Here is a 19,083-nt window from a genome sequence, read left to right as displayed (position 1 = left end):
GCAGGGGCCGTGCCACCACGAAATGCCCGTCGAGTACCGCGTATCCCCGCGAATCGAGCGCGCTCGCCGGAGCCGACCTCGGAGGTGCAGGCCCGGGCCTGCAGGCGCGGGCATGCACCGCTGCAGGCGCCAGCCATCACCTGCGGAGGAGCGTCAAGATCCCGGCGATCACCGCCGCGATGAGCACGGCGACGGCGATCCCTCGTCCCTTCGGCCACCGCTGCGCCCCGGGCGCACCGAGCTCCGTCGCGGGGCCTCGGCCCGCCGCGTCCGGCGCCCGCGCCGGCTGCACGAGCGCCTCTCGCTTCGACGCCTCGTCCACCGGGACGAGGTTTTCCTCCGTGAGATCCGCGCCCTCGGGCAGGAGCGGCTCGAGCGCGCGGAGCATCTCGCCGGCGTCGCGATAACGAGCCTCCTTGTCCGCGGCCGTCGCGCGCTCGACGACGGCGCGGATCGCAGCGTCGACCCAGGGCGCCGCGTCCGCGAGGGAGGGCGGAGGCCCGCTGACCAGCCGGTTCAGAAGCTCGAGCAGTGACTTCGCGTCCGCGTGCGGCGGTTTCCCCGAAAGCAATGCATACAGCGTCACGCCCAGCGAATACACGTCGCTCCGCGCGTCGACGTGCTTGGCGCCTTCGAGCTGTTCGGGCGCCATGTAGAGCGGCGTCCCCATGACCTGGCCGCTGTCCGTCATCGACGTGGACGGCGCCGTGAGGCCCTTCGGCGCGCCCGGGGACGCGCGGCGGATCTTGGCGACCCCGAAATCGAGCACCTTGACCACCAGCGCCCCTCCATCCTGCCGCGACAGAAAGAGGTTCTGCGGCTTGACGTCGCGATGCACGACGCCCGCGGCGTGCGCCACGGCGAGCCCCTTGCACGCCTGCGCGGCGATGCGGAGCGCCGCGTCGGGCCGCAACGCGCCGACCCGATCGAGCAGGGCGCCGAGGTCCTCGCCGGCGAGGAGCTCCATCACCTGGTAGGGCACCTGCACGTCCGGGTCCTGCGCGAGCTCGTAGAGGCGCGGCACGTGCGGCGATTCGAGCGCGCCCACGATACGCGCCTCCTGCACGAAGCGAAGCAGATCCGGATCGTTCGCGGCGAAAGGACGCGCGTGCATCCATTTGATCGCGACCCGCTCCTCTCCGGAGAGCGAACGCGCCTCGTAGACGGTGCCCATGCCGCCGTGGCCGATGGCGCGGAGGATCTCGAACCTTTCCTGGAGCTTACGGCCGATCAACCCCGGAAGGATAGGCGCACGCCCGGCGTGCGGGCAACCGGCTCCGGCGTTTCTCCGTCGTTCACCCCTTCGCGCGGAGGAGGGGGACCTGCTCGGCGAGCCAGCGGCGGGCGTTCGCTTCTTCGGCGTGGAAGGAGACAGAAGGGGTTTGGCGGGAGAGGACCCGGACGCTGCGGCTGATGAGCTCGAGCGTGATCCGGAGGTAAAACGACGCGCCGTAGACGCCCGCGGCGAGCTGCATCGCGTGCGCCTGGACGAATTCGGTGACGTGCTTGCGGGCCGGGGTGGTGAGGTCCCCCGAGGTCGTCATGTCGAGCAGGATCAGGAGGTAACCGAACTCGTCGAAGGTCGCCTGGTAGACGCCGACGAGCGTCTGCATCTCGGGGAGGGAGGTATTGCCACGAATCGCGACATGGACGAGGGGCCCCTCACGCTGCACCCGGTGAAGGCCCATCTCGACAGGCGGGTAGGGGGCGCGCTCGACGATCATGTGAGCGGAACGATAGGCACGGACGGGAAAAATGTCGCGCCCGTCGAGCGCGCCTGTGCCTCGGCTCGGCTACACGCGCGTCTCCGGCCCTCGCGGGCGCGGGCCGATGCCACGCTTCACGAGGAGCTGCACCGCGAAGGCCACGATCACTGCGCCGAGGATCGCCGGGATGATGGGGATTCGCGCGATCGTGGGGCCCACGTGGCCGATGAGCAGGGAGCCGATCCAGCTCCCGAGCAGGCCTGCCACCATCGCGCCGGCCCAGCCGTACGGCAGGCGGCCGGGCACGATTCGATCGGCGATCCAGCCGACGATCGCGGCAATGGCCAGGGTGACGAGCACGCCGAGCACGCTGAACGTCGCCCAGATGCCCAGGACGAGCGCGGCGACGATCAGCAACATGACGAATAGGAATCCGAACGGCATGGGGATCCGCCGGAGCAAGACGCAGGCCGGTCAGCCCTCGGGACCGAGCGAGCGGGGCCGGGGCGTGTCAGACGCGCGCGGCTTTGCCGAAGAAATACTGGAAGGGGACGTGGCTGCGCGCGGCCCAGGAGTCCTCGTTGTGGAGGGCGCCGGGGAAGGCGAAATAGAGCAGGTCCTTGCCGAACTCGTAGCCCTTCGTGAGGAGCTGATCACGCATGGCCGTGGTGCGCTCGTAGTTGTCGCGCGGCCAGCCGCTGTCGATGTAGAAACGCACGTTCCGCTTGGGCTCGGATGCCACGCGATCCATGAGGTCGTCCTGGTAGCCGAACGTGCTCGACAGGCAGGCCGCCTTGCCGAAGACGTGCGGGTAATGCCAGCCCAGGAAAAACGAGACCACGCCGCCGAGCGAGGAGCCCATCACGGCCGTGTTCTGCGCGTCGGGCAGGGTGCGCAGGCGCTCGTCGATGAACGGCTTGAGCTGGTTGACCATCCAATCGCCGTAGCGCTCGTAGCCGGGCTTCGTGTACTCGTACATCCGGTCTTTCGCGTAAATGCCGACGACGATGACCTTGTCGATGAGGTTCATCGAATGGAGCAGCTCGACGTTTTCGTCGACGCGCCACTCGTTGCCGCCGAAGGCCTCGTCGCCGAAGAAGAGGTTCGTCCCGTCTTGCATGTAGAGCACGGGATAACGCTTCAAGGTGTTCTCGTCGTAGCCCGGGGGGAAGTAGACCCGGACGAGGTGGTTCGCCTCGGCCTGGCCCTCGGGCACGGTGACGATCGGGGAGAACGTGCCCTGCGCGGGGCAGAAGAAGTGCGGATAACACCGGCGAATCGTGGCGTCGCTGGTGGTGGCGAGGTAGTTGTCGCCCTGCGACCAGGTGAGGGCCGTGCCTTCGCCTTCGAGGCAAGGTTTGAAGTAGAAGTACTTCTGGTCGGAGTCGATGGCGAACTCCGTGATCGTGCGATCGTCGCTGACGTAACTGGGCTCGATGGAGCGATTCCAGTCGAATTCCGTCCGAAGCACGACGCGCCCCCGCGTCACGGGATAAAAGACCTGAATTTTGGCGTGACCCATCCGCCGATTATCGGCGAGTCGGCAGGGCGTGTAAACAGGTTCCTCGCGGGCCGCCGCTGCTTCCTTTGCGTCCCGGGAACAGGGCGCCTTGGGCTCGACGCCGATCACCCGCGGCGCGATACGGCCTTCATTGCGCGATCGATACCGAGCTTGAGGCTGCCCGTCGTGATGAGGCCTCCGAACTCTGCGCCCAGGCCCACGAGGGTTTGCGCGACCTCCGCGCGAATTCCGCTGAGAATGACCTCGGCGCCGAGGAGCCGCACGGCTTGTGCGGCGCGGAGCAAGGCGCTCGCGACCTGGGTATCCACCACGGCGACGCCGGTGATGTCGAGGATGGCCACGGCCGCGCCCGTGCGGCTCACGCCTTCGAGCAGCGTCGTGAGGACCTGCTCGGCTCGCTCGGGATCGAGCGCCCCGACGAGCGGCATCGTGAGGATCCGATCCGTGATGGGGATGAGGGGCGTGGACAGATCCGCGAGCCGCTGGCGTTGCGCCTCGATGATCTCTTTTTGCTCCATCGTCTCGCGCAAGAGCTCCTCGGCTTGCTTGCGGTCGTTGATGTCGGTCAGCGTGCCGAGGAACCCCTCGATCGCGCCATCCGCGCGCCTCATCGCCTCGGCCCTCGCGCTGACCCAGCGAATCGTCCCGTCGGGCAAGTGGAACCTGAAGTCGAGCGGGTGCTTTTGCTCCCCCGTTTTCACGACCTCGAGCCAGCTCTCGACGACGCGGTTCACGTCGTCCCGGTGGAGCCCACGGACCCATCCGTCCCCCGCGGCCTGACTCGCCGGCACGCCGGTGACGGTCGTCCAGGTGTCGTTGACGAACTTGGTCTTGCCTTCGGCGTCGGTCTCGAAGACCGCGACGGGCAGGCGCATCGTGATCGAGCGGTAGCGCTCCTCGCTCACGCGCAATGCGCGCTCCGTGTGTCGCTGCTCGGTGACGTCGACGCAGCAACCGATCCACTTTCGAATGCTGCCGTCTTCGAGCACGTGCGGAACGCCGACCGACCAGAATTGATGATAGACGCCGTCGCGGCGCCGGAGTCGAAACTCGACGTTGTATACGCTGCGGGTGGCGACGGCGTTTTGCCAGGCCATCGCCGCGTGGGCGCGATCCTCGGGATGCAGGGCTTCGGCCCAGCCTACGCCCTGGAGCTCGTCGACGGTTTGTCCTGTGAACTCGCACCATTGCATCGACGCGAGGCCGGTCGAGCCGTCCGCGTTCGTCGACCACGACATCTTCGCCACGGCCGCGACCAGCGCCTGGGATTGCTCCACGCTCATACGAAGCTCGTGCCGCTCCTGCTCGAGCTCGGCGATCCTCGCCTCGAGAGATGCGATCCGCTCCCGCAGCGCGCTCGTCTCGTCGGAATGGCTGTCCGTCGTTTCGAGATCCATGGGACACCCTACCACGATCGGGCGTCGTTGGAATCACCGTCGGCACCGGTGCATTCTCTCACGAACCGCCAGAAATATGACGATCTCCGCTGCGGTCGTCGGCGCACATTCGATCACGCGCGAAGCCTCCGGTCTCTCGTTCGCGCGTTTCTATGGTGGATCTCCTGGGGGATGAGATGTCCGGCGCATGCACGATGCCATTGAGCTCCTCGAAGGCGGCGAGAAGGACTCGCTCTTGCGCGCGTTTTGCGGGTCGTATACTCCTGGCAAGGAGCCGCCGCCATGAACGCCACGGACCTCTTCCTCCGCGCCCGTGACCACCTGCTCGCGACACGCGACGACCACGACCGCGCGTGCGCAGGCTTTTCCTGGCCCGTGCTCGAGCACTTCAACTGGGCCACCGACTGGTTCGACGTGTACGCCCGCGGCAACATGCGCCGCGCGCTCTGGATCGTCGACGAGTCGGGCGCCGAGACGACCGCCACGTTCGCCGAGCTGTCCGAGCGCTCCACGCGCGTGGCGCGGTTTCTCCACGGGCTCGGCGTCGAACGTGGCGCGCGTATCCTGGTCATGCTCCCCAACGTGCTGCCGCTGTGGGAGGTGCTGCTCGGCGCCGCGAAGATCGGCGCGGTGATCATCCCGGCGACGACGCAGCTCACCCCGGAGGACGTGGCCGATCGGCTCACGCGTGGCGAGGTGCGCTGCGTGATCGCCGAGTCGGCGGTCGCAGACCGCTTCGGCGCTGCCGATCCGCGCGTGGTGCGTATCGCCGTGGGCGAGCCGATCGAGGGCTGGATACGCTACGACGACGCATACGCGGCGCCCGCCGCCTTGCCTGCGAGCGCCGCGCCCACACGCGCGACCGACCCGCTGCTGCTCTACTTCACGTCGGGCACCACGGCCAAACCGAAGCTCGTGCTGCACACGCACCAGAGTTATCCCGTCGGGCACCTGTCGACGATGTACTGGGTGGGGCTGCGCGAGGGGGACACGCACCTCAACATCAGCTCGCCCGGCTGGGCCAAGCACGCCTGGTCGAGCGTGTTCGCGCCGTGGAACGCCGGCGCCACGGTGCTCGTCCACGCGTACAAGCGCTTCGTGCCCGCCGCCACGCTCGATCTGCTTTCGCGGTGCAAGGTGGACACGTTGTGCGCGCCGCCCACGGTGTGGCGGATGCTCATCCTCGAAAACCTCGCGGCGCACCGGGTCTCGCTGCGGGAGGCCGTGAGCGCCGGCGAGCCGCTCAATCCCGAGATCATCGATGCGGTGCGCCGCGCGTGGAACGTCACGGTGCGCGACGGTTACGGGCAGACGGAGACCACGGCGCAAATCGGCAACACGCCCGGCATGACCGTGGTGCCCGGTACGATGGGCCGGCCGCTGCCCGGATACGCTGTCGCGCTGCTCGACGCCGAGGGCCGCACAGGCTCCGAGGGCGAGATCGCGCTCGCGCTCGATCCGCGGCCGATGGGGCTCATGGCGGGTTACCTCGACGACGAGGCGCGCACCGCAGAGGTCACCGCGGGCGGATACTATCGTACGGGCGACGAAGCCGTGCGTGACGCGGCAGGGCTCTACACCTTCGTCGGCCGCGGCGACGACGTGTTCAAGAGCTCGGACTACCGGATCAGCCCCTTCGAGCTCGAGAGCGCGCTCCTGGAGCACCCGGCCGTGGCGGAAGCCGCGGTGGTGCCGAGCCCCGACCCGGTGCGCACGAGCGTGCCCAAGGCATTCGTGGTGCTTTCGCCCGGCGTTTCGCCCACGCGCGACACCGCGCAGGCCATCTTGCAGTTCGCGCGCGAGCGCCTCGCCCCGTACAAGCGCGTGCGGCGGATCGAATTCACCGATTTGCCGAAGACCATTTCGGGCAAGATCCGCCGCGTCGAGCTGCGCAAGCTCGAGGCCGCGCGCCGCGCGCGGAACGAGCGCGGCGCGCTGGAGTGGACGACCGAGGATTTCGGCGAGGTCCGGGGCTAGTCGTGTAAAGAGGGGGACAGGCGCTTTCTCCCTTCGATCGTGCTCTCAAGGGCCCCGAGCGTGGCCTGCTCTCGCGGGAGTCCATCGTGGCCACGACGGGCCATCCCGCCGTTCGCCGGCCGACCCACCTCCCTCCGAAAAAAAACACAACAGGACCGATGACTCCGGGCCGGGCGGGGAGTCCAAGGGTCGAAGGAGGAACGGTATGGCCGCGAAGAACAACACGAAGATTTTTACGCATCTCTGGTACGCGAAGGAGGCGGAGGAGGCGGCGAGGTTTTACGCCGCGGTCTTCCCGGATTCGCGGGTCGACCACGTCACCGAGCTCCAGAGCGAATCCCCGAGCGGGCCGCCGGGATCCGTCAAGGTCGTGGACTTCACGCTCTTCGGGCAACGTTTCCAGGCGATCAGCGCCGGGCCCCACCACGAGTTCAACGACGCCGTCTCCATGGTCGTGGCCTGCGACGATCAGGCGGAGCTCGACCGCTACTGGAACGCGCTGCTCGAAGGCGGCGGCCGGCCGCAGGCCTGCGGCTGGCTCATCGATCGCTTCGGCCTGCGGTGGCAGATCGTGCCCGCCGCGCTCGACGAGATGATGCGCGACACGAACCGGGCCCGGTCGAAGAAGGTGACGGACGCGATGCTGAAGATGGTCAAGCTCGACATCGCAGCGCTCGAAGCGGCCTATCGCTCGTAGCGGCGGCGGCCTGCCGTCAGCTCTTGCGGTGAGCTCGGTTCGTCATGTGCGCGCGCGAGACCAGGCTGCGCCCAGAAACGAGTCAACACCGCTCTCCTGCCCATTGATGCCTCGCCCCACGAGTGGTCTGCCAGCGGAGCACCTCGAGTGCGACGGCGACTTCCACGCGGTTTTGCTCGAGCGGTCGCGGGAGCAGCTCTTCGGCGCGGGCGAGCCGGCGCAGCAGGGTGTTCCGATGGGTGTGGAGGCGGGCTGCCGTGCGGGAGGCGTTGCACCCTTCGTCGAGGAAAGCTCGTAATGCGCTTCTGAGCTCGGGGCTCGCCGATTCCAGGTCACCGAGCGTGTGCTTGACGAACTGGTCCGCGCCTTCGGGATCCTGGGTGACCAAGGAGACGAGCCGGACCATGTCGAAGCTGACGACACGCTGATCGGAGCCCAGGCGGGCGATCATGCGCTGGGTGGTGAGGGCGTCGAGGTGGCTACGACGAAAGCCCTCGATTTTGCGGCTCTTGGATCCGAGCGCGATGCGGACGCCTTGCAGCGGTACCATCGCCGTGCGCAATCGCTCGAAGTCTGGTTCGGCTTCTCCTGGCACCCAGACCCACAGGGTTGCCGCGCTCGCCACGACGATGAGGGGGCGTTGCGCGCCGGCGGCGCGGGCCAGGGCGTCGGCCGCGCTTTCGAGGGAGCCGAGGTCGGACTCGGTTTCGTCGCTCCAGACGACGGCAGCGCGGTGGGTCTGGTCGAGCTCGTACCCGAGCCGCCGGGATGCGTTTTGGGGGCTGATCGGCGCGCCATTCAGGAGGAGCGCGACGACCTCGCGGCGCTCGGCGTGGGTGCCGCGGGTCAGCTCGTCGCGCTCCGCATTCATCTGGGCGGAGATGCCTGCGATCGTCGCGTCCAGAAAGAAAGAAATGGAGCGGGCCGAGATGTCGAGCAGCTCGCGCAGCTCGTCCGGATCGGAGGTCAGCTCGAAGCCGATCGACATCCACCGGAGCCAGGCCGCGTTTTGCCCGGTGCGATAGGCGTGCAGCGCGGACTCGGTCACCCCGCGGCGCACGAGGTCACGTGCCATGCCGAGTGATTCGGCGCCGAGGTGGGGCGCGACCGGCGCTCCTGGGTCATGAAGGTTTGCCTCCGCCCAGTGGAAGAAGTACGCGCGGCTCGTTCTGCGTGTGGCCGCCGCGAGCACCGGGTCCTCGGCAATGACCTTCATGGTCTCGATGGATAACGTCGCCTTGTCGAGCTCCTCGAGCCACTCGTGAGGCGTGTTCAGGGCCATCTCGGCGCCGCGCCGGATCAATTCGCGCACACGCTTCGACGGGCGCGGCCACGGCCACGTGCCGTGCTTCTCATGACGCTGGTGCATGCTGCACCAACCTTAACAAACTATGGTGCATTGTGCACCTTGCCGCAGGCGGCCTGGTCCTCCACGTTCGGGTCACCGGGATGCCTGTGCATCACGCGTCGCAGGCCGGTATCAGCATCGGGAATGCCATGTCGCGAATGTTCCTTCTTGCGATCCTTTTCGTATTCGGCTGCGCTTCGCAGGAGCCTCTGGAAGGGCAGGGCTTTCGCGGGGAGATGTTCGACCCCGGTGAATCGTGGGACAAGGACTGCTCGGGCGAGTATTATTGGAACGGTTGCGACGACTGCAATCCGTGCACGTGGGACGCATGGTGCGACCCGGACGATTGGGACGCCTGGATCCCCGAATGGTGTCGGGACGTGGCCACGCTCGGACACGCCGTCTGCGTGCACTTCGATCGGACGACGCCGGACGGGCAGATCAACGACTGCTTTCCAATCGCGCCAGTGACGGACGTTCGCGCGGGGAAATGTTGCGCTGGGACATGCGTGGACAACACGTTGGCGTGCGAGACCGACCCGGTTTCACATTGAGACAAACTTCGCAGGGGTCGCGACGCTCGTCATGAGCCTCCTTGGTCGCCCTGATATGGACCGCCGATCTCGACCTACGGCGCGTCCCGCCCGGCCGTGGGATGATCGGCGCCGAGGGAGGGACTGAAAATGGAGATGGCCATCATAGACGGATCATCCGACGGATCATCGACGGTGGCGCGGGAGTGGGTGATGCCGCATCTCTCCGCCGAGGAGCACGCGGCTCGCGGCAAGGCGGAGCGCGCGGAGATTCCACGCGCCGCCCACGCGAACTGGGAGGCGCGGCCCAACCGGCCCGATCCGATCGCGTTACTCGAAGAACAGTCGAAGACCCGCGTGCCCGAACTCGTGCCCATCCGTCATGGCCGGATGCTCGTCTCGCCGTTCACGTTTTACCGGGGCGCCGCGTACGTGATGGCCTCCGATCTGGCCGCCACCACGCGCTCGGGCCTGCGGGTGCAGCTCTGCGGCGACGCACACCTCTCGAATTTCGGGGTGTTCGGATCCCCCGAGCGACGCATGATGTTCGACATCAACGATTTCGACGAGACGCTCCCGGGGCCGTGGGACTGGGACGTGAAGCGGCTCGCGGCCAGCATGGAGCTCGCCGGGCGCGACAATGGCTTCTCGAAATCGGCGCGCTCCGACATCGTCCTTTCGACCGTCCGCGAGTATCGCGAGGCCATGCGGAAGTTCGCGACGCTCGGCAACCTCGACGTCTGGTACGCGAGCCTCGACATCGAGCATGTCTTCGAACAGTTCGGCTCGCGGGTGGGTCACAAGCGCCTGAAGGTCACCGAGCACAACATCGCGAAGGCTCGGACGAAGGACAGCATTCACGCCTACGAGGACCTGACCCACAAGGTTGGCGGCCGGCGGCGCATCATCAGCGATCCTCCCTTGATCGTCCCGATGGAGGAGTTCGTGAAGGGCGCGGACCGCGAGCAGCTCGAGCAGCAGGTGCGCGAGATCCTGCGCGGCTACCGCGCGACCCTCCAGCCCGATCGGCGGCACCTGCTGGAGGGGTACGATTTCACGGACATGGCCCACAAGGTCGTCGGGGTCGGGAGTGTCGGCGCGCGCGCCTGGATCCTGTTGTTTCTCGGCCGTGACGACCAGGACCCGCTCTTGCTCCAGGCGAAGGAGGCGCAACCCTCGGTCCTCGAGCCGTTCCTCGGCAAGAGTGAATACCGCAACAGCGGCCAGCGCGTGGTGGAGGGCCAGCGGCTGATGCAGGCCGCGAGCGACATCTTCCTCGGCTGGCAGCGGGTGAAGGGCGTCGACGGGATCGAGCGCGATTTTTACGTGCGCCAGCTACGCGACTGGAAGTTCTCGGTGGACATCGCCGCGCTGGACAAAGTCGTATTGACGACGTACGGCAGTCTCTGCGGCTGGACCCTCGCGCGCGCGCACGCACGCTCGGGCGATCGGATCGCGATCGCGTCGTACCTCGGGAAAGCGGACACCTTCGACGAGGCGATCGCCGCGTTCGCGATCGCCTACGCCGACCAGACGGAGCGCGACCACCAGGCGCTTTTGACCGCGGTGAAAAACGGACGCATCCAGGCCGAGACCGCGCTCTGACGTTTCTGCCGCCGTTCCCGCTGCTTTCCTCAATCCTTCGCGGCCGGCGCCTGGTGCTGCATGAGCGTCCGCTGCACGTCCTCCATGGCCCGCGTGCTCACGTGGAACAGCGTGCCGGTCGGGCGGTCGAGCTCGATGATCAACATGATGACCGCGCTGATGGCCAGGATCACCGCGACGGTCGGCGTGAGGACGCGCCGCCGGGTGAGCCCGGAGCTCCACCCGATCAAGCTGATCGTCAGGATGGACAGCGTATACAGCATCGTCAGGATCGGCCTGGGCAAGCGCTGGTAGAGGCCCACGGTGACCCGGGACTCGTGCAGGTCGAGGATCTCGTCGAGCGATTCGACGAACAACTGCATCACCATCGATTCGGGACGATCTCGACCGACCCGAACGGCCTCGTCCCAGAGAGCGCCCTGGAGCACCTCGGAGCGCTCGATGGCCTGGCTGATCGCCTCGGGCGTGGAGGGCGCGATCCGGAGCGTCACGTATTCGCGCAGCAGCGGCTCGACACGATCTCTGTCCGGCTCCGGGAGCATCTCGGCTCGCATGTAGGCCGTCCGGATCGCATTGGCTTCTTCACGGAGGAGCAGCTTTCGAGTGCTGAATCTCGACTCCGCGATGTGGAAGCTGAAGGCGAGGAGTAGGCCGAGCAGCGCGAGGAGCGCGCCCTGGATTACCCCCGCTTGCGCCTTTTTGCTCTCGATCGATTCCGTGGAGTGCCGAAGACCGAACCGATACCCGAACTCGTTGGAGAGCAGGAGAATGGCGCTCGTGAGCGCGAGCACGGCCTCCCAGCTCAGCCGGTGTTCGACGTCGATCTGCATGGGTGTGCCTGCCCAAAGCCGCGTCCCATCCAGTGGTACGTAGCGGACCATTCACGGGACTCCCCGCGGGCCTTGCATCGCGCTTGCCAAACCGGCGCTGCCGCACGAGCGAGCCTGCGCCGGCTCGTCCGCTCGTGCGCGCCTCCGCGGCTGGCTTCCGCTCGCCGCTTGCCGCATCCCGCCCATTGACGCCCCGCCCCGCGAGTGGTTTCCTCTCCCGCCCGCCATGACCCTTTCCACGCCGCGCCCGCTTTTCCTCGTCCTCGCCGTCTCCCTCTTTGCTTGCGGTGGCCAGACGCCCCCGCCGCATCCGCCCGAGACGATGGGCGCCGCGGTCGCGCCAGCCAAGGGGTACGACACGCGCGGGCAGGAGAAGGCCTGCGAGCCTCCGCGTGCCGATTGTCCTGCCGTCTCGCCCGATCGCGACCTCGCCGATCGCTGCTCCCTCGGCGGCTTCCGCATGATCCAGTGCGGGTGCGAAATGCTCTGCGCCGGCAATCCCGGCGGCGGCGGCGCGAAGCCCCACTACGACGCCGAGGGCCACGGCAAGGCCTGCGCCCCGGCGAAGGACGATTGCACGCCGGACCCGGCGAGCGCCGCGTTCCAGGACGCCTGCGCCGAGAAGGGGCACAAGCTCGAGGTCTGCGGCTGCGAATGGCTCTGCACGGGGAATCCCACGCAATGAGGTCCCGGTGACGGCTCCGTTCTCCCCGTACGAAAAGATCGCCGAGAGCCTCGCGGCCGCGCTCGGCGACGACGAGGCCGCCCACCGCGCCGCGAGCCGCGCCGAGTGGATCGTCACCGAGAAGATCCACGGCGCGAACTTCTGTTTCGTCACGGCCGGCGAGGAGGTGCGCTGCGCCAAACGAAAGGGGTTCCTCGCGGACGACGAGGATTTTTTTGGCCACGGCGCGGTCCTCGGGCGACTCGCAGGCGGCGTACGTGACGTCTTCGCGCGCGTAAAAGCTCGCGAGCCGAAGGCCTCGCTCGTCTTCGTGTACGGCGAGCTCTTCGGCGGCGGATATCCGCACCCCGACGTCACGCCGATCCCGGGCGTGCAGCCCGTGCAGACCGGCTGCTGGTATGCCCCGGGGATCGAGTTCTGCGCGTTCGACGTGGGGTTCGTCCGGGAAGGTATCTCCGAGCGCGTGTACCTCGATCAGGACGAGGCCCGCGAGGCGTGCGAAAACGCCGGCATTCCGTTCGCGCGGCCGCTCTTTCGTGGCCGTTACGAGGACGCGTTCGCCCATCCCCTCGGCTTCGAGACCACGATCCCCGCGCGCCTCGGCCTGCCTTCGCTCGGGCCCTCGAACAAGGCCGAAGGCGTGGTCCTGAAGCCCGCACGGGCGCTCGTCGTGCCGCGGCGCGCCGGCGTGGTGCGGCCCGTCGTGAAGCGCAAGATCCCCGAGTTTGCCGAGGACGAGCGTTTTCACGAGGCGGAAAAATGGGCCGGCCCGCGCGCGCCTTCCGCCTCGCCCATCGATTGGCTCGTGCACGAGGCCTCGTCCCTGGTGAACGAGAATCGCCTGAACGCCGCCGTCTCCAAGGTCGGACCGACACGACCTGGGGACACGGCGCGGCTCGGCGAGGTGCTCGCGCTCGTCCGCGAGGACCTCGAAACGGAGCTACGCGCGCGCCACGGCGAAGCCCTGCGTGCCCTCTCGCCGGCCGAGACCCGCGCGCTCGCCGCCCACCTCGACAGCGAAGCCCGCGCCTTGATCGAGCTCTACCTCGGCGCCGCGCCGCCCTGATCGACCGGAATCCCGAGCCGCTCGGCGACCTTGCGCCGCCACCCTTCGAGCGGCGAATCCGCCGCCGGGATCGGCTTCTCCGCGAGCTTGCGCACGGACAAACCGACCTGATCCTTCGCGTCCGCATCGGCGCCGCGATCGAGCAGCTTGTGCACCTCGTCGTACCGATTGAGATACGCGAGCCGCAGCGCGGGCGTCTGCTCCATCTTGTTCTTCACGTCCACGGGGACGCCATGATCGAAAAGAATGCCCAGGTTTTGCCATTGCCCGAAGTTGAGGGCCTGGTGGGCGAGGGGAACACCCTTCTGGTTTTCGAGGTTCGGGTCTCCGCCGTTGTCGAGCAGAAGGACGAGGAAACGTGGATCGGGGCTCGTCGCGGCCACCAGCATCGGCGACGTACCGATGTTCGTGAGCACGTTCGGATTCGCGCCCGCCGCGAGCAGGGCCCGCACGGCGGTCTCGTTCTTCGCGACGATCTCGTACATGAGCAGGGTCACGTCCGAGGGGGCGACCTCGTCGAGATCCGCACCTCGCGCGACGAGCGCGCGCAGCGTGGCCACGTCGCCGCGCTCGGCGGCGGCCGCGGCCTCGCGCAGCCGCTCGCTCGGGAACACCGCCTGCGCGGGCGGCATGGCGGGCCTCTCGCCCAGCAGCCCCTCGAGACCTTCGGCGAATCGCTTGACGTCCTTCACATCATCCCCTGAATGGTCGCGATGTCCTGGCTCTTTTGCTGCTCGATGCCCGCCTCGTGCGTGCTGTGCCGCTCGGTCCTCTCGCCGAAGATGGCGAGCTCCTGCTCCGCCTCCGCCCGCGCCCACTCGCCGGTGCGCTTGCCCATGCCGAACGGATTGAGCCACCCCGTCCAGTGATCCGGCTTCTGGAACGTCGGCTCCGGCGGCCACGTCCGCGCCGTGAAGCTCCCATCCGGATTCTGGTTCACCGCGTTCAGATCGTACTTCTGGCCGATCGCGTCCGGCATCAGCCCGGCGATGGGCGACTGCTCCTGCGCCCAGGTCAGGATCTCGCCGTCGACGCGATACGCATCGATGAGATCGTTCGCCTGTGAAGGATCGAGCCCGTACCGCTCGTACGTGTTCTCGTGGATGCCCGAGGCGTTGAACGTGTTCGCCGGCAGGCCCGAGGCGAGGGAGCCGGCCGAGGCGAGGCCGCCGCCGAGGGAGTGCCCGGCGATGCTCGCGTTGTTGCCGTAGACCGCGGCGACCTGCCGCGAGAGCTCGACGGCCTGCGTGTACTGCGCCCCTTCGAGGCCCGCGCCCTGCGAGAGGTTGCCCCAGAGCCAGTCGTTGCCGTTCCACTGCTTCCAGGTCTCGAACTCCGTGCCGCGCATGACCAGCCGGTAACTGCCGTCGATGTCGGAGCGGTAGAGGTCGGAGTAAAACCCGGTGCTGTCGTCGTGGAAGACGGCGTTGCGCAGCTCCGGCGGGAGATCGTTCGGGCCGAGGCGCGTCCAGCCCTCGGGCGAGCCGCTCGTCCTGTAGACGTCGTTCACGAGGCGCGCGTCCTCGACCGAGCGGTTGTTCCGAGCGAGACGCTCGGCCGCGTTCGAGAGGCGATCCTTCTCGGGCCCGTTCGGCATCGAGGCCGCGCGCTGCCGGGCCGCGTCGATGAGGCGCAGGCGCTCCATGAGGCGCATGCGTTTGTCCGCCGCGGTCATCTTGCCGATGATCACGGTGGGGCAACCCTCGTCGATGAGCCCGCCGTGCAGCGTGCCGTCGCCGAAGCGCGCCGCCATCTTGCCTTCGAGCAAGACCGTGGGCTCGCCGATGCCGATGACGTCGGGCGGCGAGCCCTGGCACTCGAGCTGGTCGGTCACGCGGGCCGCAGGCTCGCCGCCGACGAGGATGGTCGTCGCGCACGCAGGCAAGATGTCCTTGCCGACATGCTGCATACAGAGGTGATGATCGCCTTTGCGTGCTGCGATGGGGTCGCTCATCCGGGTCCTCGGGGTCGATCGAGCGCGGCCATGATCACCCGGGAGGCGAGGGGATGGGAAGCGCGAAATGAACGCAACCCGCACCCACGCGCCGCGGCATACCTCGCCTCCCCGCCGCTTCCGCGCTAGCTTCGCGGGAGGATGTCGTCCGGGCTCGATCGACCCCTCGTCCTGCGGTCGGCAGCGCTGCTCCTCGGAAGCGCGGCGCTCGGCCTCGGCATCAACGCAGCACGGCCCGCAGGCGTCGCGCTCGTCGGCTTCGAGCCACCCACGGCGTGCACCGCAGCCGCCGCAGACGAGACACCCGTGATCGAGATGACGCCACGCGAGGCCTCGGTCCTGTGCGGTCAGCCAGGCACGCTCTTCGCCGACACACGCACGGCCGAGCGCTTCGCAGCCGGGCACGTGGCCGACGCGATCCACCTGCCATGCGACGCGACCGCGAGCGGCGCCGAGGTGGCGATGAAGGAGCTCGGGCACGCCCAGACGATCGTGGTCTACGGCGAGTCGACCGAAGCGGCCTACGAGGTGGCCGAGACGCTGCGTCGTCGCGGGCTCAAGATGGACGTGCGCGTGCTACGCGGCGGCTTTTCGGCCTGGGAGCAGGAGGGGCTCGCGTGCGCCTCGGGCCCGTGTCCGGGCTGCGCCATCACCCACAAACAGGAGCCGAGCCCGTGAAGACCGCGCTACTTTGGCTCTTGCGTCTCGGCCTCGGCGGCATGTTCGTCGCGGCCGGCGCGCTCAAATTCAACGATCCAACCTCGTTCGCGCTGGAGATCCACAACTACCAGCTCTTGCCGGATCTCGCCCCGCTGCTCGCAGCGACGCTGCCAACCGTGGAGATCGTCCTCGGCCTCGCGCTACTCGCAGCGCCGCGTCCATGGATGCGCGCGGGCGCGCTCGGCTCGACGCTGGTGCTCGGCGTGTTCACGGTGGCCGTGGCCTCCGTGGTCGCGCGCGGCGTGAACATCACGTGCGGCTGCTTCGGCGAGGGCTCGGGGCCCGTGACGATGTTGACGGTGCTGCGCGACGTGGCGCTGGTGGCGGCGGGGGTGCTGCTGTTTTGGCTGTCGAAAGAGCCGCCGGCGCGCCCCGCGCGTGCGAAGGCGGGAGCGTAGCGCCGGGGTTTCACCCCGGACCCGACCAGGGGTTGTCCACCCCTGGACCCGGACCAGCGCAAGCGCTGGACTCGGGGTCGATGAACTGCGCGATGCGCAGTTCATCGAACGGGCCAGGTCAAGACCCACGACGACCCTGCCAGCCAAGGCGGCAGCGTTGACGTTTCAGCGGGCAACGTGCCGCTGCGTGCGACGACCTTCATGGTCTTGCCACCGGCCTGTGGGAAGAACTGCGCATCGCGCAGTTCTTCCCCAAAAGGTCCAGCGCTGGCGCTGGTTCGGGTCGAGGGGCGAACAGCCCCCGCGGGGTCCGGGGCAGCGCCCCGGCGCGACGCCTGTGCGGGCGTCACTCGGCTGGCAGAAAGCCAATCGTGTTCCGGCCTGCTTCGTCCTCTCCGATGGCTTCCACGTACCGCTTCCAGTCGGCTTCCCCGGGGCGGATGATCTGGCTGCCGTCTTCCCGCGGGTACGGATCGAACACGAAGAGGCCACGCGCGTCGCGGCCGACGAGGATCCAGTGATCGCCTTCGTCGCCGAATATCGAGATCTTGGCGGGCCAGCATTCGCCTTTGTGGTCGAGCGTCCGCGCGAGGTCGTCGTCGTTTGGCCGGCGCGGCGGGGAAAAACCTGCGCGTTGCATCAGGTGGAGCAGCTTGCGGTACTCCATTCCGCCGTCCATCCCGCGGTAGCGCCGGTAGAGCAGGATCGCGTAATCGGCGAGCGCGCCGTACGTCGCCTCGGGGCCGTCGCTCGTGATGGCCTGCGCGAGCCGCGTCAGCTCGGTGCGCTTCTCGTCGTCGAGTTCGTCTGCGATGCGTGCGGCGAGCTCGACGAGCCCTGCGTAGCCCGAGGTCGCGAGCATCGCGCCCACGAGCGAGACCGCGCCGCATGCGTGTGCGCTTGCCGAGGGGCTCGAACCGTTGAGCTGCGTCAGCTTGTCGAGCGCCTCCATCGGATCACGCGGGAGCCGCTCCTCGTCCGCGACGACGGGCCAGTCGACGTGGTGGATGCCGGGGGCGAACTGGTTCGAGCCGGAGGACGGGGGCATGACACGAGGATACTACGACCCGCGCGCGCCGTGCCCCGATCTCTTACGCGTTCCGGGTGAAATGATCCGCGATGACGCTGGCGACACACGCCGTCAGCTTCTTGCCGCAACGGATGTGCAAGAACTCGTTCGGGCCGTGCGCGTTCGACTGCGGGCCGAGGACGCCCGTGATGAGGTACTGGGCCTCGGGGAACTTCTCGCCGAGCATGGCCATGAACGGGATGGTCCCGCCTTCGCCGAACGCCATCGCGGGCTTGCCGAAGAACGCCTGGCTCGCGCGGTGCATCGCCGCGTCGAGCCAAGGCGCGAGCGGCGGTGCGTCCCAGCCCTCGGAGGGCTCCGAGAGCGTGAACGTGACGTCGGCTCCGTACGGCGGATCTGCTTCGAGGGCGCGCTTGAGCGCATCGGCCGCGCGCCGCGGGTTCACGCGGGGCGGGATCCGCATCGAGAGTTTGACCTTGGTGAAGGGGCGGAGGACGTTGCCTGCGTTCGCGATCGGCGGCAGGCCGTCGGCGCCTGTCACGCTGAGCGCGGGTCGCCAGGTGCGGTTGAGCAGGAGCTCCTTGTTGTCCTGCGCCATCGGCTTCGCGCCCGCGGCCCAGGGCATCTCCGTGTACACCGCGTCCCCGAGAACCGCAGCGGCGGCCTCGGCCTGGCCGATCCGTTGCTCGGGGATGACCGCGAAGAGCTCGTCCACGAGGATACGCCCGGTGCGCTCGTCCTCGATGCGCGAGAGGAGCTGGCGGAGGATGCGGAAGCTCGACGCCGCGACGCCGCTCGCCGAGCCGGAGTGCACGCCCTCGCGCAGGATGCGTACCTCGAGCGTGCCTTGCACGAGGCCGCGGAGCGAGGTCGTGGTCCAGAGCTGATCGTAGTTGCCGCAGCCGGAATCGAGGCAAACGACGAGGCTCGGCTTCCCGATGCGGGGGGCGAGCGCGTCGATGTATGCGGGCAGGTCGAAGCTGCCGCTCTCCTCGGCGGCTTCGATCAACACGACACAACGCGCGTGCGGGAGGCCCTGCTCGGCGAGCAGGCGGAGGGCCGCGACGGAGGCGAAGGCCGAGTACCCGTCGTCGGCGCCGCCGCGCCCGTAGAGCTTGTCGCCTTCGCGCACGGGCTCCCAGGGGCCTTTGCCCTCGGCCCAGCCGGTCATCTCGGGCTGCTTGTCGAGGTGACCGTAGAGCAGGACGGTGTCGTCACCCTTGCCGGGGACTTCCATGAGGATGACAGGCGTCCGGCCTTCGAGGCGCACGACCTCGACCTTGAGGCCGGGGACGGGCTGGGCCCGGCACCACTGCTCGATGAGCGTGACGGCGCGCTCCATGTGGCCGTTCTCGCGCCAGTTGCGATCGAACGAGGGGGACTTGTTGGGGATGCGGATGTACTCGGTGAGGGCGGGGAGGATCTCCTGCTCCCAGATGCGCTCGGAGAAGGCTTCGGCGTGCGATTTGTCGAGCTTGGTGGTCATGCGGGGTCGTTCCTTCGGGCGGACCTTAGCGCCGAACGTGGCCCGAGGTGAAGCGGGGAGCGGAGGCGGAAGCGGGCGCGGGAGCGGGAGCGCGAGAATGACGGGGCAGCTCGCCTCTCTCGAGGCGAG

General features: G+C 68.3%; 19 protein-coding genes. 8 read left to right on the top strand and 11 right to left on the bottom strand.

Features of this window, described 5'->3' with window-relative positions:
- Positions 1-136: 136 nt before the first annotated feature.
- The 5 genes from QHF84_RS19970 to QHF84_RS19950 form a co-directional block, all read right to left on the bottom strand.
- Complete coding sequence (locus QHF84_RS19970; protein WP_281314928.1) at positions 137-1,234, bottom strand: serine/threonine-protein kinase; 1,098 nt, start codon at positions 1,232-1,234, stop codon at positions 137-139.
- Between the two features lie 61 nt (positions 1,235-1,295).
- Positions 1,296-1,724 carry a hypothetical protein gene (locus QHF84_RS19965; protein ID WP_281314927.1) on the bottom strand — a complete coding sequence of 143 codons (429 nt, stop codon included), beginning with the start codon at positions 1,722-1,724 and terminating at the stop codon, positions 1,296-1,298.
- 69 nt (positions 1,725-1,793) lie between these two features.
- Entirely contained in the window at positions 1,794-2,126 is a 333-nt protein-coding gene (locus QHF84_RS19960) for a GlsB/YeaQ/YmgE family stress response membrane protein (RefSeq protein ID WP_281314926.1), read from the bottom strand.
- Positions 2,127-2,217: 91 nt separating this feature from the next.
- Entirely contained in the window at positions 2,218-3,228 is a 1,011-nt protein-coding gene (locus tag QHF84_RS19955) for an alpha/beta hydrolase-fold protein (RefSeq protein WP_281314925.1), read from the bottom strand.
- A gap of 104 nt (positions 3,229-3,332) precedes the next feature.
- Positions 3,333-4,625: a PAS domain-containing protein gene (locus tag QHF84_RS19950; RefSeq protein ID WP_281314924.1), complete on the bottom strand. Its 1,293-nt coding sequence runs from the start codon at positions 4,623-4,625 to the stop codon at positions 3,333-3,335.
- Positions 4,626-4,907: 282 nt separating this feature from the next.
- On the opposite strand from QHF84_RS19950, the gene QHF84_RS19945 reads away from it, so the two are divergent.
- On the top strand, positions 4,908-6,602 hold the full coding sequence (locus tag QHF84_RS19945) for an AMP-binding protein (protein WP_281314923.1): 1,695 nt from the start codon (positions 4,908-4,910) through the stop codon (positions 6,600-6,602).
- Positions 6,603-6,807: 205 nt separating this feature from the next.
- Positions 6,808-7,299: a VOC family protein gene (locus tag QHF84_RS19940; protein WP_281314922.1), complete on the top strand. Its 492-nt coding sequence runs from the start codon at positions 6,808-6,810 to the stop codon at positions 7,297-7,299.
- Between the two features lie 82 nt (positions 7,300-7,381).
- Here the strand turns inward: QHF84_RS19940 and QHF84_RS19935 are convergent, their stop codons facing one another.
- Positions 7,382-8,668 (bottom strand): PucR family transcriptional regulator, encoded by a 1,287-nt coding sequence (locus tag QHF84_RS19935; RefSeq protein WP_281314921.1) that lies wholly within the window; start codon positions 8,666-8,668, stop codon positions 7,382-7,384.
- Between the two features lie 128 nt (positions 8,669-8,796).
- On the opposite strand from QHF84_RS19935, the gene QHF84_RS19930 reads away from it, so the two are divergent.
- Together QHF84_RS19930 and QHF84_RS19925 are read left to right on the top strand one after the other, a co-directional pair.
- Entirely contained in the window at positions 8,797-9,201 is a 405-nt protein-coding gene (locus QHF84_RS19930; protein ID WP_281314920.1) for a hypothetical protein, read from the top strand.
- Between the two features lie 192 nt (positions 9,202-9,393).
- Positions 9,394-10,785: a DUF2252 domain-containing protein gene (locus tag QHF84_RS19925; protein ID WP_281314919.1), complete on the top strand. Its 1,392-nt coding sequence runs from the start codon at positions 9,394-9,396 to the stop codon at positions 10,783-10,785.
- Positions 10,786-10,814: 29 nt separating this feature from the next.
- Here QHF84_RS19925 and QHF84_RS19920 read toward each other — a convergent pair whose 3' ends face one another.
- On the bottom strand, positions 10,815-11,615 hold the full coding sequence (locus tag QHF84_RS19920) for a hypothetical protein (protein ID WP_281314918.1): 801 nt from the start codon (positions 11,613-11,615) through the stop codon (positions 10,815-10,817).
- Between the two features lie 226 nt (positions 11,616-11,841).
- On the opposite strand from QHF84_RS19920, the gene QHF84_RS19915 reads away from it, so the two are divergent.
- Both QHF84_RS19915 and QHF84_RS19910 read left to right on the top strand, forming a co-directional pair.
- The gene (locus QHF84_RS19915) at positions 11,842-12,300 is read left to right on the top strand and encodes a hypothetical protein (protein WP_281314917.1); all 459 of its coding nucleotides are present in this window, start codon (positions 11,842-11,844) and stop codon (positions 12,298-12,300) included.
- 7 nt (positions 12,301-12,307) lie between these two features.
- The gene (locus QHF84_RS19910) at positions 12,308-13,366 is read left to right on the top strand and encodes an RNA ligase family protein (RefSeq protein WP_281314916.1); all 1,059 of its coding nucleotides are present in this window, start codon (positions 12,308-12,310) and stop codon (positions 13,364-13,366) included.
- Here the strand turns inward: QHF84_RS19910 and QHF84_RS19905 are convergent.
- Together QHF84_RS19905 and QHF84_RS19900 are read right to left on the bottom strand one after the other, a co-directional pair.
- Positions 13,342-14,058 (bottom strand): ankyrin repeat domain-containing protein, encoded by a 717-nt coding sequence (locus QHF84_RS19905; RefSeq protein ID WP_281314915.1) that lies wholly within the window; start codon positions 14,056-14,058, stop codon positions 13,342-13,344. The two genes, QHF84_RS19910 and QHF84_RS19905, sit on opposite strands and share 25 nt — an antisense overlap.
- Positions 14,055-15,320, bottom strand: coding sequence for a PAAR domain-containing protein (locus QHF84_RS19900; protein WP_281314914.1), 1,266 nt, complete (start codon positions 15,318-15,320; stop codon positions 14,055-14,057). Before QHF84_RS19900 ends, QHF84_RS19905 begins: the two co-directional genes overlap by 4 nt.
- A 141-nt stretch (positions 15,321-15,461) precedes the next feature.
- On the opposite strand from QHF84_RS19900, the gene QHF84_RS19895 reads away from it, so the two are divergent.
- Positions 15,462-15,998: a rhodanese-like domain-containing protein gene (locus QHF84_RS19895; protein ID WP_281314913.1), complete on the top strand. Its 537-nt coding sequence runs from the start codon at positions 15,462-15,464 to the stop codon at positions 15,996-15,998.
- Entirely contained in the window at positions 15,995-16,438 is a 444-nt protein-coding gene (locus QHF84_RS19890) for a MauE/DoxX family redox-associated membrane protein (protein ID WP_281314912.1), read from the top strand. Before QHF84_RS19895 ends, QHF84_RS19890 begins: the two co-directional genes overlap by 4 nt.
- Positions 16,439-16,784: 346 nt before the next feature.
- Here the strand turns inward: QHF84_RS19890 and QHF84_RS19885 are convergent, their stop codons facing one another.
- Together QHF84_RS19885 and QHF84_RS19880 are read right to left on the bottom strand one after the other, a co-directional pair.
- Complete coding sequence (locus QHF84_RS19885) at positions 16,785-17,486, bottom strand: hypothetical protein (protein ID WP_281314911.1); 702 nt, start codon at positions 17,484-17,486, stop codon at positions 16,785-16,787.
- Between the two features lie 43 nt (positions 17,487-17,529).
- Entirely contained in the window at positions 17,530-18,954 is a 1,425-nt protein-coding gene (locus QHF84_RS19880) for a M20 family metallopeptidase (RefSeq protein ID WP_281314910.1), read from the bottom strand.
- Between the last annotated feature and the right edge of the window lie 129 nt (positions 18,955-19,083).

Origin of the sequence: Polyangium sp. y55x31, from assembly GCF_029946505.1 — a bacterium.
In the GTDB taxonomy this organism is placed as follows: Bacteria; Myxococcota_A; Polyangia; order Polyangiales; family Polyangiaceae; genus Polyangium.
Note: the sequence above shows the minus strand (reverse complement) of the source record. Positions and strands in the feature narration are given on the sequence as shown.

Excerpts from the sequence above, each read along its gene's own strand:
- QHF84_RS19955 (WP_281314925.1), bottom strand. The coding sequence starts at position 3,228 with ATGGGTCACGCCAAAATTCAGGTCTTTTATCCCGTGACGCGGGGGCGC.
- QHF84_RS19960 (WP_281314926.1), bottom strand. The coding sequence starts at position 2,126 with ATGTTGCTGATCGTCGCCGCGCTCGTCCTGGGCATCTGGGCGACGTTC.
- QHF84_RS19965 (WP_281314927.1), bottom strand. The coding sequence starts at position 1,724 with ATGATCGTCGAGCGCGCCCCCTACCCGCCTGTCGAGATGGGCCTTCAC.
- QHF84_RS19900 (WP_281314914.1), bottom strand. The coding sequence starts at position 15,320 with ATGAGCGACCCCATCGCAGCACGCAAAGGCGATCATCACCTCTGTATG.
- QHF84_RS19920 (WP_281314918.1), bottom strand. The coding sequence starts at position 11,615 with ATGCAGATCGACGTCGAACACCGGCTGAGCTGGGAGGCCGTGCTCGCG.
- QHF84_RS19915 (WP_281314917.1), top strand. The coding sequence starts at position 11,842 with ATGACCCTTTCCACGCCGCGCCCGCTTTTCCTCGTCCTCGCCGTCTCC.
- QHF84_RS19885 (WP_281314911.1), bottom strand. The coding sequence starts at position 17,486 with ATGCCCCCGTCCTCCGGCTCGAACCAGTTCGCCCCCGGCATCCACCAC.
- QHF84_RS19925 (WP_281314919.1), top strand. The coding sequence starts at position 9,394 with ATGCCGCATCTCTCCGCCGAGGAGCACGCGGCTCGCGGCAAGGCGGAG.
- QHF84_RS19940 (WP_281314922.1), top strand. The coding sequence starts at position 6,808 with ATGGCCGCGAAGAACAACACGAAGATTTTTACGCATCTCTGGTACGCG.
- QHF84_RS19935 (WP_281314921.1), bottom strand. The coding sequence starts at position 8,668 with ATGCACCAGCGTCATGAGAAGCACGGCACGTGGCCGTGGCCGCGCCCG.
- QHF84_RS19945 (WP_281314923.1), top strand. The coding sequence starts at position 4,908 with ATGAACGCCACGGACCTCTTCCTCCGCGCCCGTGACCACCTGCTCGCG.
- QHF84_RS19880 (WP_281314910.1), bottom strand. The coding sequence starts at position 18,954 with ATGACCACCAAGCTCGACAAATCGCACGCCGAAGCCTTCTCCGAGCGC.
- QHF84_RS19950 (WP_281314924.1), bottom strand. The coding sequence starts at position 4,625 with ATGGATCTCGAAACGACGGACAGCCATTCCGACGAGACGAGCGCGCTG.
- QHF84_RS19895 (WP_281314913.1), top strand. The coding sequence starts at position 15,462 with ATGTCGTCCGGGCTCGATCGACCCCTCGTCCTGCGGTCGGCAGCGCTG.
- QHF84_RS19930 (WP_281314920.1), top strand. The coding sequence starts at position 8,797 with ATGTCGCGAATGTTCCTTCTTGCGATCCTTTTCGTATTCGGCTGCGCT.